Source organism: Psychrobacter alimentarius, from assembly GCF_001606025.1.
Taxonomy (GTDB): Bacteria; Pseudomonadota; Gammaproteobacteria; order Pseudomonadales; family Moraxellaceae; genus Psychrobacter; species Psychrobacter alimentarius.
Genome location: NZ_CP014945.1, coordinates 107,502 through 123,045, shown reverse-complemented (window position 1 = coordinate 123,045; position 15,544 = coordinate 107,502). Strand labels below are relative to the sequence as shown.

General features: G+C 44.1%; 10 protein-coding genes. 5 read left to right on the top strand and 5 right to left on the bottom strand.

Annotation, left to right across the window (positions count from 1 at the left end):
* Window positions 1-205 precede the first annotated feature (205 nt).
* Entirely contained in the window at window positions 206-3,859 is a 3,654-nt protein-coding gene (locus A3K91_RS00520) for an autotransporter domain-containing protein (RefSeq protein ID WP_062843538.1), read from the top strand.
* A 95-nt stretch (window positions 3,860-3,954) separates the two neighbouring features.
* Here A3K91_RS00520 and A3K91_RS00515 read toward each other — a convergent pair whose 3' ends face one another.
* Both A3K91_RS00515 and A3K91_RS00510 read right to left on the bottom strand, forming a co-directional pair.
* Window positions 3,955-4,845, bottom strand: a complete 891-nt coding sequence (locus tag A3K91_RS00515; RefSeq protein ID WP_062843537.1) for a fructose bisphosphate aldolase — start codon at window positions 4,843-4,845, stop codon at window positions 3,955-3,957.
* Window positions 4,846-5,005: 160 nt separating this feature from the next.
* Window positions 5,006-5,854, bottom strand: a complete 849-nt coding sequence (locus A3K91_RS00510; RefSeq protein WP_062843536.1) for a DMT family transporter — start codon at window positions 5,852-5,854, stop codon at window positions 5,006-5,008.
* 378 nt (window positions 5,855-6,232) lie between these two features.
* Between A3K91_RS00510 and A3K91_RS00505 the strand changes: the two genes are divergently transcribed.
* Together A3K91_RS00505 and A3K91_RS00500 are read left to right on the top strand one after the other, a co-directional pair.
* On the top strand, window positions 6,233-8,137 hold the full coding sequence (locus A3K91_RS00505) for an ABC transporter ATP-binding protein (RefSeq protein WP_062843535.1): 1,905 nt from the start codon (window positions 6,233-6,235) through the stop codon (window positions 8,135-8,137).
* Window positions 8,138-8,362: 225 nt separating this feature from the next.
* On the top strand, window positions 8,363-8,980 hold the full coding sequence (locus A3K91_RS00500; RefSeq protein WP_062843534.1) for an alpha-ketoglutarate-dependent dioxygenase AlkB family protein: 618 nt from the start codon (window positions 8,363-8,365) through the stop codon (window positions 8,978-8,980).
* Here the strand turns inward: A3K91_RS00500 and A3K91_RS00495 are convergent.
* The 3 genes from A3K91_RS00495 to A3K91_RS00485 form a co-directional block, all read right to left on the bottom strand.
* Window positions 8,977-9,972, bottom strand: a complete 996-nt coding sequence (locus A3K91_RS00495) for an NADP-dependent oxidoreductase (RefSeq protein WP_062843533.1) — start codon at window positions 9,970-9,972, stop codon at window positions 8,977-8,979. The two genes, A3K91_RS00500 and A3K91_RS00495, sit on opposite strands and share 4 nt — an antisense overlap.
* A gap of 74 nt (window positions 9,973-10,046) precedes the next feature.
* A complete protein-coding gene (locus tag A3K91_RS00490) occupies window positions 10,047-10,802 on the bottom strand; it encodes an endonuclease/exonuclease/phosphatase family protein (protein ID WP_062845779.1) in 756 nt (251 codons plus the stop codon).
* A 619-nt stretch (window positions 10,803-11,421) separates the two neighbouring features.
* A complete protein-coding gene (locus A3K91_RS00485; protein ID WP_062843532.1) occupies window positions 11,422-12,534 on the bottom strand; it encodes an AOC03_06830 family ribosome hibernation factor in 1,113 nt (370 codons plus the stop codon).
* Between the two features lie 477 nt (window positions 12,535-13,011).
* Here A3K91_RS00485 and A3K91_RS00480 point away from each other — a divergent pair, with 477 nt between their 5' ends.
* Together A3K91_RS00480 and A3K91_RS00475 are read left to right on the top strand one after the other, a co-directional pair.
* Window positions 13,012-15,222: a M3 family metallopeptidase gene (locus tag A3K91_RS00480; protein WP_062843531.1), complete on the top strand. Its 2,211-nt coding sequence runs from the start codon at window positions 13,012-13,014 to the stop codon at window positions 15,220-15,222.
* On the top strand, window positions 15,223-15,480 hold the full coding sequence (locus A3K91_RS00475; protein WP_062843530.1) for a YheV family putative metal-binding protein: 258 nt from the start codon (window positions 15,223-15,225) through the stop codon (window positions 15,478-15,480).
* Window positions 15,481-15,544: the final 64 nt, after the last annotated feature.

Here is a 15,544-nt window from a genome sequence, read left to right as displayed (position 1 = left end):
CTAGTATAAAAATATTAAAAAAGCTCGAACCTAGTTGTTAGGTTCGAGCTTTTTTAATGAGTAATGCAATATTTATCTTATATATGGAATCTAACATATAAACATTTGTGTAAAAATAGATAGACAAAACCATTACTTGGAGTAAGATACGGGTAACTTTACAAGCAATTGTTATGTCCTCATCATCTACTAATAAGGTCCATTTATGAATCATGTCTATCGTGTTGTTTTTAATCATTCTCTAGGTGTTTATCAATGCGTGTCTGAACTTGCCAAATCTCGTGGTAAGTCTTCTGGTAAGTCTCAAGTAGCGAGCAAGCTTTTATTAACTCCATTGGCGGTAGCGATGCTTTGCGCTTCTGGCTCAGCACTGGCTGATGTGACTTATGATGATGGCGCAACAACAGCTTTGCCGAGTAGTTTTGCTGTGGATGAAGTCGTAACAGTCAGCAATGGCTCTAAAGTCACTGGTAGTGAGATGGTATTTGGGTTTGCAGACGCCGCTGCTCTAAATATCAATACTGCTGGTAGCGTGGTCTCAAATGATCTCATTAGTCTGGCAGTAAGACCTGATAGCGTTAGTGTCGTTACCATTGACGGCGCTGGTAGCTCACTGAACGCCGAATTCCTTACTATCTCTGAAGAGGGTCAGGCTGAGCTGACCGCACAAAACGGTGCTAATATTACGATAAATGATTTAACCGTTTTGGGATTAGAAGTAGGTAGCGTCGCTAATATGACTTTGACGGATAAAAATACCGTATTCAACGGTAAGTCCATCTTAGTAGGCGATAAGGGCGAAGGTACTCTGACAATAAAAAATGGCGCAGCTGGCAAGTTTCAGTCTGAGGTAGGTGCTGGCATCGCTAGCGACTCTAAAGGTCAGATTACTATCACAGGTGCAGGTTCCAGCTTAAGCACTGATAGAATTATAGTCGGTGATACAGGCGAAGGCACTTTAGTGGTCAACGACTCGGCCAAACTAACAGCCACTAGTGATATTGGTGTTGGTATTGGCGTTGGTAGTAACGGTACTGCTACTGTCGATGGCAGCGGCACTACGGCTACAGCAGCGCGAATTGTTTCTGGCGGTAGAGGGACAGGTTTGTTGATCATCAGTAATGGTGCCAAAGTAACTAGTACAATAGCTGCAGGTACAGGCCTTGTCCGAGACAGTGATGGGACTATCGACGTCAAAGGTACAGACTCTGTATTAATAGCACCAGAGATTACTATCGCTCAAAGCGGTAACGGTACTTTAAAAATTCAAGATGGTGCCAAGGTAACTATAGATAATTCAAGTATCATAGGAGATGAGTTCTCAGGTGAAGGCTTGATTGAAGTAACGGGCAATAACAGTACACTTATTAGCGAAAATATCATCATAGGTAATAATGGTCAAGGCAGTCTTAGCGTCGCTCAAGGTGCCAAAGCGTCGGCTAATGATATTGTGCGTTTAGGTCAAGGTATAGGCAACAACAAAAATCGCGTCAGTATCAGTGATGCGGGCTCTACCATGGATAGTAAAGAACTACAAGTTGGCTTTAATAATAACGGACAGTTAGATATTGCCAAAGGTGGCAAGGTAACTGCTGACTTAACAGTCATTGGCCTACAAGGTATGGGTCGAGGTATTGTCAATATCACTGATGCTGACTCAGCGCTAACTACCGATAACCTTTCAATAGGTGGCAGTGGTAGCGGTACTTTAACTCTTGACAATAATGGTAGAGTGGAAGTTGCTGAATCTACTCATTTAGGTGAAGATATTAGTGCAGCAGGGTCATTGGATATCAGCAGTAATAGTACCTTTGCTACCAAAGATTTAGTAGTCGGTAATAATGGCTCAGCCACTGTCAATCTAAATAGTAAGGGTGTATTGTCAACTGAGTCACTCGTGCGCGCTACTAGTGCCACTTCAAATTCCGTAGTTAATTTTGATGGTGGTACTTTGCGCTTGACAGCCGATCAAGATGCTCTATTTAATGGCTTTGGCGGTTTTGGTGAAAGTAGCATTAACGTCAAAGCAGGCGGTGCTAATATAGACACGCAAGGCTTTAATACGAAGGTAGTTAATAGTGCTGTTATCACTGGTGCAGGTGACTTTGCCAAAGAAGGCACTGGCTTACTAGCTATGGCGACAACTGCCAAACAATGGACAGGCGCTACTAATATCAATCAGGGAACACTACGTCTTGATGGCAACTATACCATGAGAGATGGCGAAATCTTGGGAATTGGATTAAACACGCTTGATGATTACGGTCAGTTGATTGTTCAAGGAAGAGCCAATATCAGTCAAGGTCAGTTAGAAGTCAATGCCTCAGAAGCAGTTGCTAACTTGTCCGGCAATAATGAATGGAAGGATATTGTAAAAGCCACGACTCGCGTAGGTGAGTTTACACAAGTAAGCGATAATAGCCCATTAGTAAACTTCTATGCAGACTATAGTGATCCTAATGCCGTTCATCTAAAAATGGGAGCACCTACTCCACCAGTAGTCACGCCTGAACCGCCAGTAGTCACGCCTGAACCGCCAGTAGTCACGCCTGAGCCGCCAGTAGTCACACCTGAACCACCAGTAGTCACACCTGAACCACCAGTAGTCACACCTGAACCGCCAGTAGTCACACCTGAGCCGCCAGTAGTCACACCTGAACCACCAGTAGTCACACCTGAACCACCAGTAGTCACGCCTGAACCGCCAGTAGTCACACCTGAGCCGCCAGTAGTTACGCCTGAGCCGCCAGTTACTGATACTACCTTTGTAGAGTCAGTCAATACTCAATCACAACGTAATGATGTCGGTATTGCTTACGCGCTAGACCGAGCCATTCAAGATCAAATTGTAAATGGCGATAATGATCTGGCTAAAGCACTTATTAGTTCAACCACCAATTTTAATCAAAATCAGTTGGCAGTCGCTGCCAACCAACTGCAACCATTATTCATGGGTGCAGCCAATCATATCATTACAGATACTAATTATGCGGCAAGTGAGGCTGTTACTGAGCATCGCGCTACTACAACCGAGCGAAATGTTTGGGCGAAACTGATCGGTAATACAGGCAGTCATGACGCCGAAAACGGAGTGACAGGCTATGAAGCAGATAGCTATGGCGCTATTGTTGGTTTAGATACACCAATAAATAGCGACCTTAATTTAGGCTTAGCAGTGTCTTATATTGACACTGATGCCGATACTGATGGTAGCCGTCTGGATCATAAACTGATTGCCAAAAATTGGCAGGTCTTAGGCTACGGTAATTATGGAGCGAGTGATGCCACAGATGTGAATTTCCATATTGGCGCTGGTAGAAGCTCAGTTAAAGGCGAGCGTCATTTGTCCATCCTGACTAATGCTGTTGCTCGTTCTGACTACGATGTCGATACCTTACGAGCGGGATTGGGTGTCGATCATCGCATTGGTAGTGAACAGCGTCATGTAACACCATTTGCAAAAGTAAATTATGCGCAAGCGAAGAGCGATAGCTATCGTGAAACAGGCGCTGGCGTTTATAACTTAAACGTTGATGAAAACAGATATGAGTCCATGCGCTGGACGGCAGGTCTAAAAATGTCACAGTATCTTACGCCGCAGTTTGCTATTACAGGACAGTTAGCAGCCGCTATCGAAAATGGTGATCAGCACTCAGACATCACTGCGAACTTCGTTGGTATGCCAAATGATAGTTTTACAACGATTGGACAAGAAGTTGGACGTGAGATTGGTATCGTAGGTATTGGCATCAGCTACATGCCTACGCTTAAAACCACCTTATCTGCCGGCTATCGCAGTGAGTGGCGCGAGAATTATGATGACCAAGGTGCTAGTATCGCGCTTCAAACCACCTTTTAAAGCTTAATATATTTTTAGCATAAAAAAGCCCGAACCTAATTACTAGGTTCGGGCTTTTTCACAAATTAGCTTGAAGAAATGAGATTACTACTTACCTAAACCTTCGATGCCTCATAAATCTCTTGGATTGAAGTATCAATCGTATTAGCAAAGGCTTCATCGCTTTGCTGTTTGCTCAATCCTTCAGTGAAAGCACGTGAGAAGCTGGCAATCATACCGGGGTTTTGCTTGAGCTTGGCGCACGCCTCGCTACGACTATAACCACCAGATAATGCGACCACTTTGAGTACTTTGGGATGATCAATCAACTCTTGATAAAATCCTGCTTCTTCAGGCAGCGTCAGTTTGAGCATCACTTGATGATCGTCATTCAAACGCTCTAGATTATGCAAAATACTGGTTTTAAGTATCAGCTCACTCTCATGTTTTTTGTCACTGTTGATGTCCACTTCTGGCTCAACAATCGGCATCAAGCCTTTTGAGATAATTTGCTTTGCTACATCGAATTGTTGCTGTACGACCAGCTCGATACCATCAACGCTTGGCTCATAAATAACAGAACGCATTTTGGTGCCAAATACTGGATAATTTTTGGCCTTGTCCAACAATTGGTCTAACTCTGGCATAGGACGCATGACTTGCACCCCATTCATTTGCTCAGCCAAACCTTTATCTACTTTCAGAAATGGGACGATATTTTTGTCTTCCCAAAGATAGTTGGCAGTCGATTTGCCATTGACCTCACGCTCCATCGTATCTTCAAATAAAATCGCACCAAGCACACGCTCATTGTCAAAAGCATCACAGGTTATGATACGCGCGCGCATCTCATGCACCAAATCAAACATCGCTTCGTCACTGTCATAAGCATCGCCATTGACACCATAGTTTTCTAGTGCCTTTGGGGTGCTGCCGCCACTTTGATCGAGTGCTGCAATAAAACCTGAACCGTTTTTGATACGTTGTAATTGTTTTTCGTATTCCATTGAGAGTGCATCCTATTTTTATCTATTGAAGTCAAAGGTCACAAATGATTGGCTTATTATTAGTGCTATAAGCCTCACTATTTTTAGCTAACCTTAGCATAGGACACTCTGCCTGCCTATATACGATACGTTAACGCTTTTATAAAACTGGATTCTGTTTTTAGGCCAAAAACAAAACACCCACACAACAAACCGCAAGCAATAGACCGACGATGTTAACGCGATTAAGCGTTTCATTAAATACACCAACACCGATCAGGGTAGCGACCGCAATGACGCCAACGTTCATACCCGTAAAGACGATACTTGGTGACTCGGACAATACTTGATGGGCGCGAACATAGGCATAAATATTTCCCATGTTAAGCGCTCCTAAGAGTAGCCCCGCTGCAAGCGCTTCCCCTTGCCAGCGTACGCGAGTGAACAGTAGATAAATAAACAATAGCAGTCCTGCCAAACCAAAACTGACAAACAGCGTGAGTGGAAAAGCCGTTCCATGCTTGGCAACTTGCTTGAATAAAATATCGACGATCCCATAGCCGAGCCATACGCCCAACAGCCAGAGTGGCGTATTTTTGGCTACTTTATTGATGCTGCCAGACTGTGGGCGATATACCAAAGCGCCGAGTGCTAAGAACCCCAAGGCCAATCCGAAAACACGTGTACCCGTCAATACTTCACCAAATAATAAAAAAGCGGCCACAATCGGAATGATCAAAGATAAACGCTGCGCGGCATCGGTTGCCACCATGCCGACGGCTTCAATGGCACGTCCAAGTAAGATGAACACAGTCGGCAGTATGATACCAAGTGCAATAATGACGCCCCATGCATTGCCAAGTGTATTGATTGCGCCAAGGTCTGGTTTTAATAAAAACCAAGTCAACAAAAAGGCCACTGGATAACCAGCAACAATGGTTTGACGAATGTCTATCTGTTTTTGCCGTAATATTTTTAGCAACACTGACACAGCGACACTACAGAGTACCGCCATCGTTAAATACATCATTTACTTCTACCTTTTAAAGCCGCCATTTTCGTATGATGACTATTTATATATTGAGTCATTTATATCGTGATTTAGAAATGAGATCGATACATCGACAGCCATATGCTGCTGGTATAAATTTTATGAGCCTAGAATAAAGATTCTCAGGTGTTTTAAACCTATGGAAGGTAACAAAGTATTTCTATTACAGCAATGCATTTATACATGAATTGATGAATGGTAAAGACAGTATAAAGGGTGCAAATTACAATTCGCCTGCAGGTCTAATTATGAAATTTGTTAAAATAGCCCATATCCCTAATAACAACAGTAACGATTCAAAATAACGAGTGATATCGTTGATTTTGGCGTACTGCTATTGATGCTTTATGACTGCCTATGAATGCTCTATTTCGATTTTTTGAAAACCGCCTACCTGCCTTTCCTGAAACGCCTATGCCACTGCCCTCACCTCGTGACGGCATGCTTAAATTTTTGTGGGCGTGTACCAATGGTCTACGCGGCTGGCTTTTGCTATTTATGGTCTTGTCAGCAGGAATCGGTATCTATGAGGCCATGCTGTTTGCTTGGATTGGTAACATCGTTGATTGGCTGGGTGTCTATACCCCGCAAAACCTATGGGCAGAAAAAGGCGATATGCTACTCTTGATGCTTGCCGTCATGATAGTGAGCCCCATCTGGATTACCTTGTCATCATTGGTGCACTTCCAGACCTTGCAAGGGGTGTTTCCCATGCAGATGCGCTGGCGCTTTCATCAACGCATGCTCGGGCAATCGATGCAGTTTTATCAAGATGAATTTTCAGGACGCGTGTCAGCCAAGGTGATGCAAACGGCTTTGGCTGTACGTGATACCGTTATGACGGTCACCGACATGTTCATGTATGTTGCCGTCTACTTTATCACCTCAGGTGTTATTCTCTTTAATCTAGACAGCCTACTGCTGATTCCTTTTATCGTCTGGTTTGTCTTGGTCGCTTTGTGCATCTGGTATTTTATTCCTAAGTTAAAGCTCACTGCCATCGTACAAGCCGATGCCCGTGCGCTGATGACTGGGCGTATCACGGATGCTTATGCCAATATCATGACGGTTAAGCTGTTTAGTCATTCGCGCCGTGAGTTGAGCTATGCCAAAAACGCCATGGGTCAGTTTTTGGGTACTGTACACGCACAAATGCGCTGGGTCAGCTATTTAGAAGTATCAACCCATATGATTAGTGTGATTTTGGTCAGTGGCACTGCAGGTATTGGTATTTATTTATGGCAACAAGGTGCCGTCGGTGTGGGTGCTATCGCAGCCGCGACAGCAATGGCACTACGCCTAAACGGTTTGACACGCTGGATTATGTGGCAAACTGCCAGCCTATTTGAGAGCATCGGTACGGTACAAGATGGCATGCGCACATTATCTGCGCCACAAACCATCGTCGATAAACCAAATGCACCGACGGTCAAAGTCACCGAGGGCCGTATCGTATTCGATCATGTTGATTTCAGTTATGAGCATGATGATAACAGTGATATAGAAGGTGAGCATATAGACGAAGTCAATGCCTCCGCGACCAAGACGACCAAACTTCTTGATAACTTTTATCTAGATATCAAACCGGGCGAAAAGATTGGCTTAGTTGGACGTTCAGGCGCAGGTAAATCTACGTTGGTTAATCTGTTACTGCGCTTCTTTGATGTTGATAAAGGCAAAATCTTAATCGATGGACAGGCTATCGATGACGTCACTCAAGAGTCATTGCGTCAACAGATCGGCATGGTCACTCAAGACACTTCACTACTCCATCGTACGGTGCGTGAAAACATCGCTTATGGTCGTCCTGATGCAACTGACGAAGAGATCATAACAGCTGCCAAGCAAGCGCAAGCATGGGACTTTATCAAAGACTTATATGACGATAAAGGCAACACGGGGCTGAATACGCAAGTGGGCGAGCGCGGTGTCAAACTCTCTGGCGGTCAGCGTCAGCGTATCGCTATCTCACGGGTCATGCTCAAAAATGCGCCCATTTTATTGTTGGATGAGGCGACAAGTGCGCTTGATTCTGAGATTGAGTTTGCCATTACTGAGAGTCTAAACGACATCATGACTGGCAAGACAGTGATTGCGATCGCGCATCGTCTCTCAACCATTGCAGCACTAGATCGACTGGTGGTGATGGACAAAGGTCAGATTATCGAGCAAGGTAGTCACGATGAGCTATTGGCGTTGCAAGGTGTGTATGCGCGCTTGTGGCATCGTCAAAGCGGCGGTTTCTTAGGCGAAGACAGCTAATCGCTATAATTTAAAAACTGTCACTAAAAATCTGACACAAGGACGTGTCGACTCTTATTTTAGACTCGCTATTTAATATGCACTCAACTTAGTAGTCACTTAGTTTAGTCATTGCTCAAAAACGTAGCATTTATTTAAAAACCAAGCACCTCTTACTGCCTGTCATTACTTTCCAGCTTCTCAATTTCTCATTAATCATTATCCCTACGATGAATAGGCATAACCATGACCGACCTCTTCGCGCCAGCGCCCACAGACAATCTATTGCCCTATGACGGCCAAGTCAATGACTTGGGTATTGTCATTGACGATTCTCGTACGCTGTATGACACCTTATTAGCAGGGCTGCCTTGGCAGTCTGATATCGTGACGCTGTTTGGCAAAACCCATGTGACGACTCGTCAGATTGTTTGGATGGGTGCAGAAGATGTGATGTATCATTATTCAGGACACGAACGACAAGCCATTCCATGGTCAGATTCAGTGTTCCACGTGAAACAACGTATTGAACAACTATTAAGTAACATAGGAATTACGGCAGATTTTAACTCATGCCTACTCAATTATTATCCGTCAGGTACTGACGGTATGGGCTATCATGCTGACGACGAAAAAGAATTGGGTGATCAGCCAATCATTGCCTCACTGTCGTTAGGAGCCACGCGCAAATTTGTCTTTAAGCATAAAAAAACTCAAGACAAAGTAACGCTTGGTCTTGAGTCCGGTCAGCTCATCGTCATGCATGGTGATACCCAAACATTTTGGAAGCACACCATTACTAAAACGAAAACCGTCGCAACGGGGCGTATTAGTTTAACGTTTCGACGAATGCATAATGTCTAATCAACTTTTAAAACTATTTTACCAAATGCATCACCTTTTTGAAGCGCATGATGGGCCGTAACGACTTCTGACAATGGATACACTTGCTGAATGATTAAGGTCAACTTGTCATCCGCGACCAGCTGTAAAACGCGCGCCATGTCTTCTCCACTACGCTGTGCTTTATAACCCGCCACATCTAAGTTTTTCTGCTGACCCGCTTCTTTGAGCTTATCAACCCAAATGGTGGGTAATACGTTCACTCGTGCGCCAGATCTGAGCACACTCAGTGCGCGAACCCCTGCTTCACCGCCAACCAAGTCCAATAGCATATCGGCTTGTAGATCAGGAAGCTCTTCATCCTTGGTATAATCGATCCAGCCTGTCAGCTTGCTGGTATCTATTAATTGCTCAAGTTTGGCATATTTTTCTGGTGAGCAAATGACAGTGACTTTGATATTCTCTTTGGTAATTTTTTCTGCTAATAGTTGAATCAACAAGTGACCAACGCCGCCTGCGGGTGCATTAATGACCACATGCTCGCCTGCTTTTATATCGGCAAACTCTACAAATTGTAGTGCCGTTTGCCCGATACAAGGCAACGCGCCTGCTTGCTCTAGCGTGACAGAGGTTGGTACTTTGGCCAACAGCTTGGCATCGATGGCCACATACTCAGCATAACATCCGCCATTGAATGACAGTGCAGCGACTTGCTCACCTTCACTAAACTGATCGCTATTGCTTTTGACCACTTCCCCTGCCATGTCAAAGCCTAAAATAGCGGGCTGATCATTATCAAATTTTTCTTTACGAATATTATCGGCGCCCCAGCCTTTTCCTTGACGGGTTTTGTAATCAACTGGATTGATACCAGCATAAGCAATTTTGACCAGTACTTGATTGTCTTGTAGCTCAGGAATGGCAACGCTGTCCTGATATTTCATGACTTCTGGTTCGCCAAATTCACGTATGAGTACGGCGTGTTGGGTGGTTGGTAATTGATTGTTAGACATCGTTTTATATCCTTATAAGTTGCTATTATTTTATTTTTGCACTACATCTCAGTTTTGCCTGCTTTAGCACCCTATCACAATAATACCAGCTCTGCACTGATTGGCAGATGGTCTGACAATGTCGACCACGGTTTGCCAGTATGTACCCACGCATCTTTGACGCCCAGATTACGGGTGTAGATTCGATCCAAGCTGAGCACGGGCAGTTTGGCTGGGAAGGTCGCTGACAGTTTGCCATGGCAATGCTTAAAAGCCTCAGTCATTCCTAAGCTGGTAGCAAGCTTATCACAAGACATTTTTTTCCAGTCATTGAAGTCGCCTGCCAAGATCAGCGGTTGGTCATGAGCGATCTCATTGCGCACATAATCGCTAATTGCCTGATACTGTTTGATACGATCACGCTCAAGCAGATTTAAATGAGCACACAGTACCACTACAGGCGTCTCCCACCCAACTGGTTGTACTTCGCAATGAAGTACACCGCGTTGTTCAAGCTTGTTGACCGTGATATTGACGTTGTGTTTTGGGTCTAAAGGGAAGCGGCTAAGCACCGCGTTACCATGATGACCATTGTCATATTCAGAATTTTTACCATAACTATTTTGCAGCTGCAAATACTCACCAAACCATTCGTGCTGCGATTGGTCGGGGTATTCGTTATATTGCATATTACGCTTTAGGTTTTGGCCTTGCACTTCTTGTAGGCACAGCACGTCAGAGCCGATGATCTCAAGCGCTTTGGCAATGCCTTGTAATTTTACTTGGCGATTTAGCGGTGACATGCCTTTGTGAATATTGTAGCTGGTCAAAACAAAAGAGGGAGTAGTCATAAATTCAGTCGTCATAAAAGGTCGATAAGCAGATGAATACGCTATTGAGTATAACAGCAGTCTGATTCATCAACAGTAGTTAATCAGAGATAACGCGTTGTAGTATTGCTAAGCGAGCCTGACCTATAACGCATATTTATTATGACTCACTTTTTATAAACCATCGCGGCGATACACAACCGTTGCCTTGTGTGATTTATAACAATGGTGCAATCCCTATGCCAGCCAAAAACTCCTATCGTCATGCCATTTGACCACAGTACAGATAATTTTTTAGGGCAATACTAATGAAATTGCCGAGCGCACTATCGTAGTATATCGTGCACCACAGTGATAAATAGCGCCATATTCTGCACCACCTCGTCAACGCATAAAACCCAAATATATGTGGCAAAATAAGCATTAACCACAAAAAAGCACTGACATTGTAAGCATCAGTGCTGCTGACACATATAATAAATGACGCCGCTTTTGGGATAGAACAGATATGAGACCGTCCATAAAAAAAGCATTGGCTTAATATAAGCCAATGCTTTTGAAAGATAGCAAAGTTGTATTACTGACTTATGCATTTGCCAGTAACATCAATCGACAGTTTTATAAAATCAGTTTTGCCAAACTAGTAACGGGTCACTAAAGCAATCGGTTGATCTTCGCCCATGATATCTTGTGGCATAAACACGGCTTTACCACCATTATGAATCACATGCTCAATCACTTCACCAATGGCATCATCGGTGACGCCTTCAGCAGCAGGATCATTTGTCACACTCAACGTCTGTGCTTTCTCGTCAATTTTAGCTGATTGTATATAACCACGACGCACATAAAGGGTCTCGCCTGCGCCTTGGAAAGCACTGCGATACACTTCTTGCAAGTCTGTTTGCAGCATATTGGCGCCACGTGCTTTATCAATTTCACCTAAGGCCGCTTGATGCAGCGAAGCACGATATTCTTCTACCGCTTCTTGTACACTATCGACAATATGCTGAGCACTACCGTCATCTAGGTGAGTCGCGTTCGAGACTGTGGCGATAATATTGTCCGGACGATCACAGACCTCTTTATAGTAAGCAATATTTTTTGCATCACCAACAACGACCAATGGCATCTTATGCTCGCCCCACAGCTCTTGTACACTTTTATCCACTTGGTTAAAGAACTCTTTTAAATAACTGCTTTCATTGTTTGCTGAGCGATCCGAACCAGCATCGCCTGTAGTATATAGGCCATTATTTTCAACAGGGAACGGGATGTTTTCCATATTGTTTTGCGCATTATCATCTTTATCGAATTCTTTAACGACGCGATCATTAGACGCTTCGATCAGACGTGCATGGTCACGCGTTAGTACGACCGTATAATAATGAACCGCACTTGCCATATCGCGTACCAAGTCACGAGTGGCAAAGCGATTGGAGATAACCACGCGCTCTTGGGTATCAATTGGCATACGGATGATTTGTACATCGTCTGTACTGGCAAATATCGCTAGGGTATCGAGATTATAGTTGTGGTTCAGCTCATCTGTCTTAGCATGGATATTTTCTAAAATAGTGGTAGCTGTGCGCTTGTCATACTCGTTGGTCAAGCGCTCTTCAACTACTTTTAATTGATTTTTTAAGGCAATCGGGTCTTGATCGTTGGCAGGATGCGCGCGATGCGTTTTTACAAAGATACTGACCGCAGGATTGGCTTTGGTCTGACGTAAGCTTTTAAGGGTAGCTTTCATGTATGACTCCTTGTTTTATTATCATTTATGTTCGACGGTTATTTTCATTTATTAAGCATTTTTTACTTATTATCTAACCCTAATACGATCACTTTTCTTAATATTAGGATTTAGACTGTTGAACGCTTCTGGTTTGTTTTAATAGTTATTTTTTATTCCATTACACTGATGCTAACAGTTGGATATCAACCACTATAGGATGAATTTGCAAGCAAATGATGATGCTTTGTAAGTAGAACAATCAGTATTGTTAAAAACACCTTCTATCTATTTTGAATGATTTTCTTTTGCCCGTTTCCAAAGTCAATCAACTATATAGGTGGCTAGGTTGCATTTTTGGTAAATGAACCCATCTTTTGTATAACCTATATAAAAAATTAAAAAGATTCTATACCGTCCATGATGACGGCAGCATACGACTATTAATAACATCCATTTGATCCTTTTATACTTCACTCATTGATATCGGATACCTTTATGAACGCTACTTTTACCGACTTGCATCTCATTGATTTTGCCAATGTCGCACCAAATACATTACACGACGAAGTCATTAGCGCTATTGATAAGGCCAATACCTTTTTGGACGATATGACAGCGGCGTCAGAGACTAACCATGATGCCGATATCAGCGCCGAACAAGCATTAATGGATGTCATGGCATTTGACCATCTTAATTTGGCACTGGATCGCAGTTGGGGTGTTTTGTCGCACCTAAATAGCGTGACAAGTACTGATGACATTCGTCATGTCCATCATGAGCTACTGCCCACCCTCTCCGCCTACGGTACGCGCGTGGGACAGCATCAGCCTTTATTCAGTCGCTATCAAACGATCGTGAACGATACGGCGTTTTTTGCGACACTTGAACCTGCCCGTGCGCGTGCTATTGAGCTTGCGCTACAGAGCTTCGAGCTATCGGGGGTCGCTTTGCCAACAGACAAACAAGAGCAGTTCGCCGCTATTCAAAGCAAACTCTCAACGCTATCAGCGACTTTTTCTGATCATGTTTTGGATGCAACTCAAGCGTATGCTTTGGTGCTCAATGATGAGCAATTAGCAGGATTGACAGAAAGCGGTCTGGCTCTACTGGCTGATGCAGGCGAGCAGCACAAAGCAAAGCTACTTGCCAGCGGTACACTGACTCAAGAAGAAGTGTCGGCTTTACCAACACCTTATTATGTTGCCAGCCTAAACATCCCTGTTTATCTGGCAGTGATGACTCATGCAGATGACCGTTGTCTACGTGAGACACTATACCGAGCCTATGTCACCCGCGCCTCTGAGTTTGACGAGCATACCAATGTAAAAGGTGACTCTCTAAATAATGCAGCTATCATGAGTGAAATTTTGCAATTGCGGGAACAAAAAGCCAAATTGCTGGGTTTTGAGCATTATGCAGACGTGTCGCTATCGACTAAAATGGCCGATAGTGTGGCAGAAGTTGAGACGTTTTTGAGAGATTTGGCAGCACAAGCAACGCCAGCCGCCAAGCAAGATTTGGCTCAGTTGCAACAGTATGCCCATGACTATGGTATTGACGAGCTGCAACCTTGGGACAGCGCGTACATTGCCGAAAAAGTAAAACAAACTGAGTTTAGCTTGTCACAAGAAGAAATCCGTCCTTACTTCCCATTACCAAAAGTTATTAGTGGCCTGTTTGCCATTGTGGAGCGTTTATACGGCATCACAGTCAAAGAACAGCCTATTGAAAGTATAGAAAATACGACTGACCAATCAGTCTCTCGCTGGCATGGTGACGTACGTTTTTATCAATTATTCGATGCAGATAATCAGCTGATCGGTGGCTTTTACTTTGATCTGTTTGCTCGTAGTGGCAAACGTGGCGGCGCATGGATGAATGGTTTCCAAGCGCGTTATAGTTACGAAGAACAAGGGCATCAACAGCTGCCTGTTTGCTTTATGGTTGGTAACTTTACGCCTGCACTGGATGGCAAACCAAGCTTATTGACGCATGATGAAGTACTGACCTTATTCCATGAATTCGGTCATGGTTTGCATCATTTACTGACGCAAGTGACTGTAGGCGATGTCGCTGGGGTCAATGGCGTGGAATGGGACGCAGTCGAGCTACCCAGCCAGTTTATGGAAAACTGGGCATGGGATGCTGAAGGCATTGCGCTGATTAGTAGCCATGTCGAGACAGGCGACGCCTTACCTAAAGATAAGTTAGACGCGTTACTGGCGGTCAAGAATTTTCAAAGTGGACTACAAACATTGCGTCAAATCGAATTTGCGCTGTTTGATTTATTGATTCATGCACATACGCCAGCACTCGACTATGAGGGTATTCTCGCCACTTTGAACGCTGTTCGAAGCGATATCGCTATCATGCAAACACCTGACTATAATCGTTTTGCCAATGGTTTTAGTCATATTTTTGCTGGAGGCTACGCCGCAGGTTATTATTCTTATAAATGGGCTGAGCTGCTCTCAGCAGATGCGTTCAGTAAGTTTGAAGAAGACGGTATTTTTAATCCAAACACTGGCAAAGCGTTCCGCGATACGATTTTGTCAGTTGGTGGCAGTTTCCCAGCCAAGACCAATTTTGAGAACTTCCGTGGTCGTAGTGCCAGTATCGACGCCTTGTTGCGTCATAGTGGGTTTGCCAACGCCAACGCTGCCGCTAATGCTGATAATACTCAAACGACGCGCGAGGTGATTTAAATGCGCTATCAGTCATCACGTCCAAAGCGTCAATTTTTGGCAGGGGTGCGCTGTCCCAAGTGCCAGACGATGGATGCTGTCGTACAAGTGAATATCGTCACGCCGACGCCCGATGAGTACATCGAATGCACCCAGTGTGGCCATACTGAGCATCGCCCTGACCCTGATGCCATTAGTGCCAAAAACAATCTTGAGGATCAGCTTGCTCGCGATGCAATGGTTACGGGAACCAGTGGTACAGTCAAGTTCAAACCCTAGTTATCCAGTATTGTTTCTAGACTACCGCCTAAACAACTCACTATTTAATACTGACTTAAGCCTA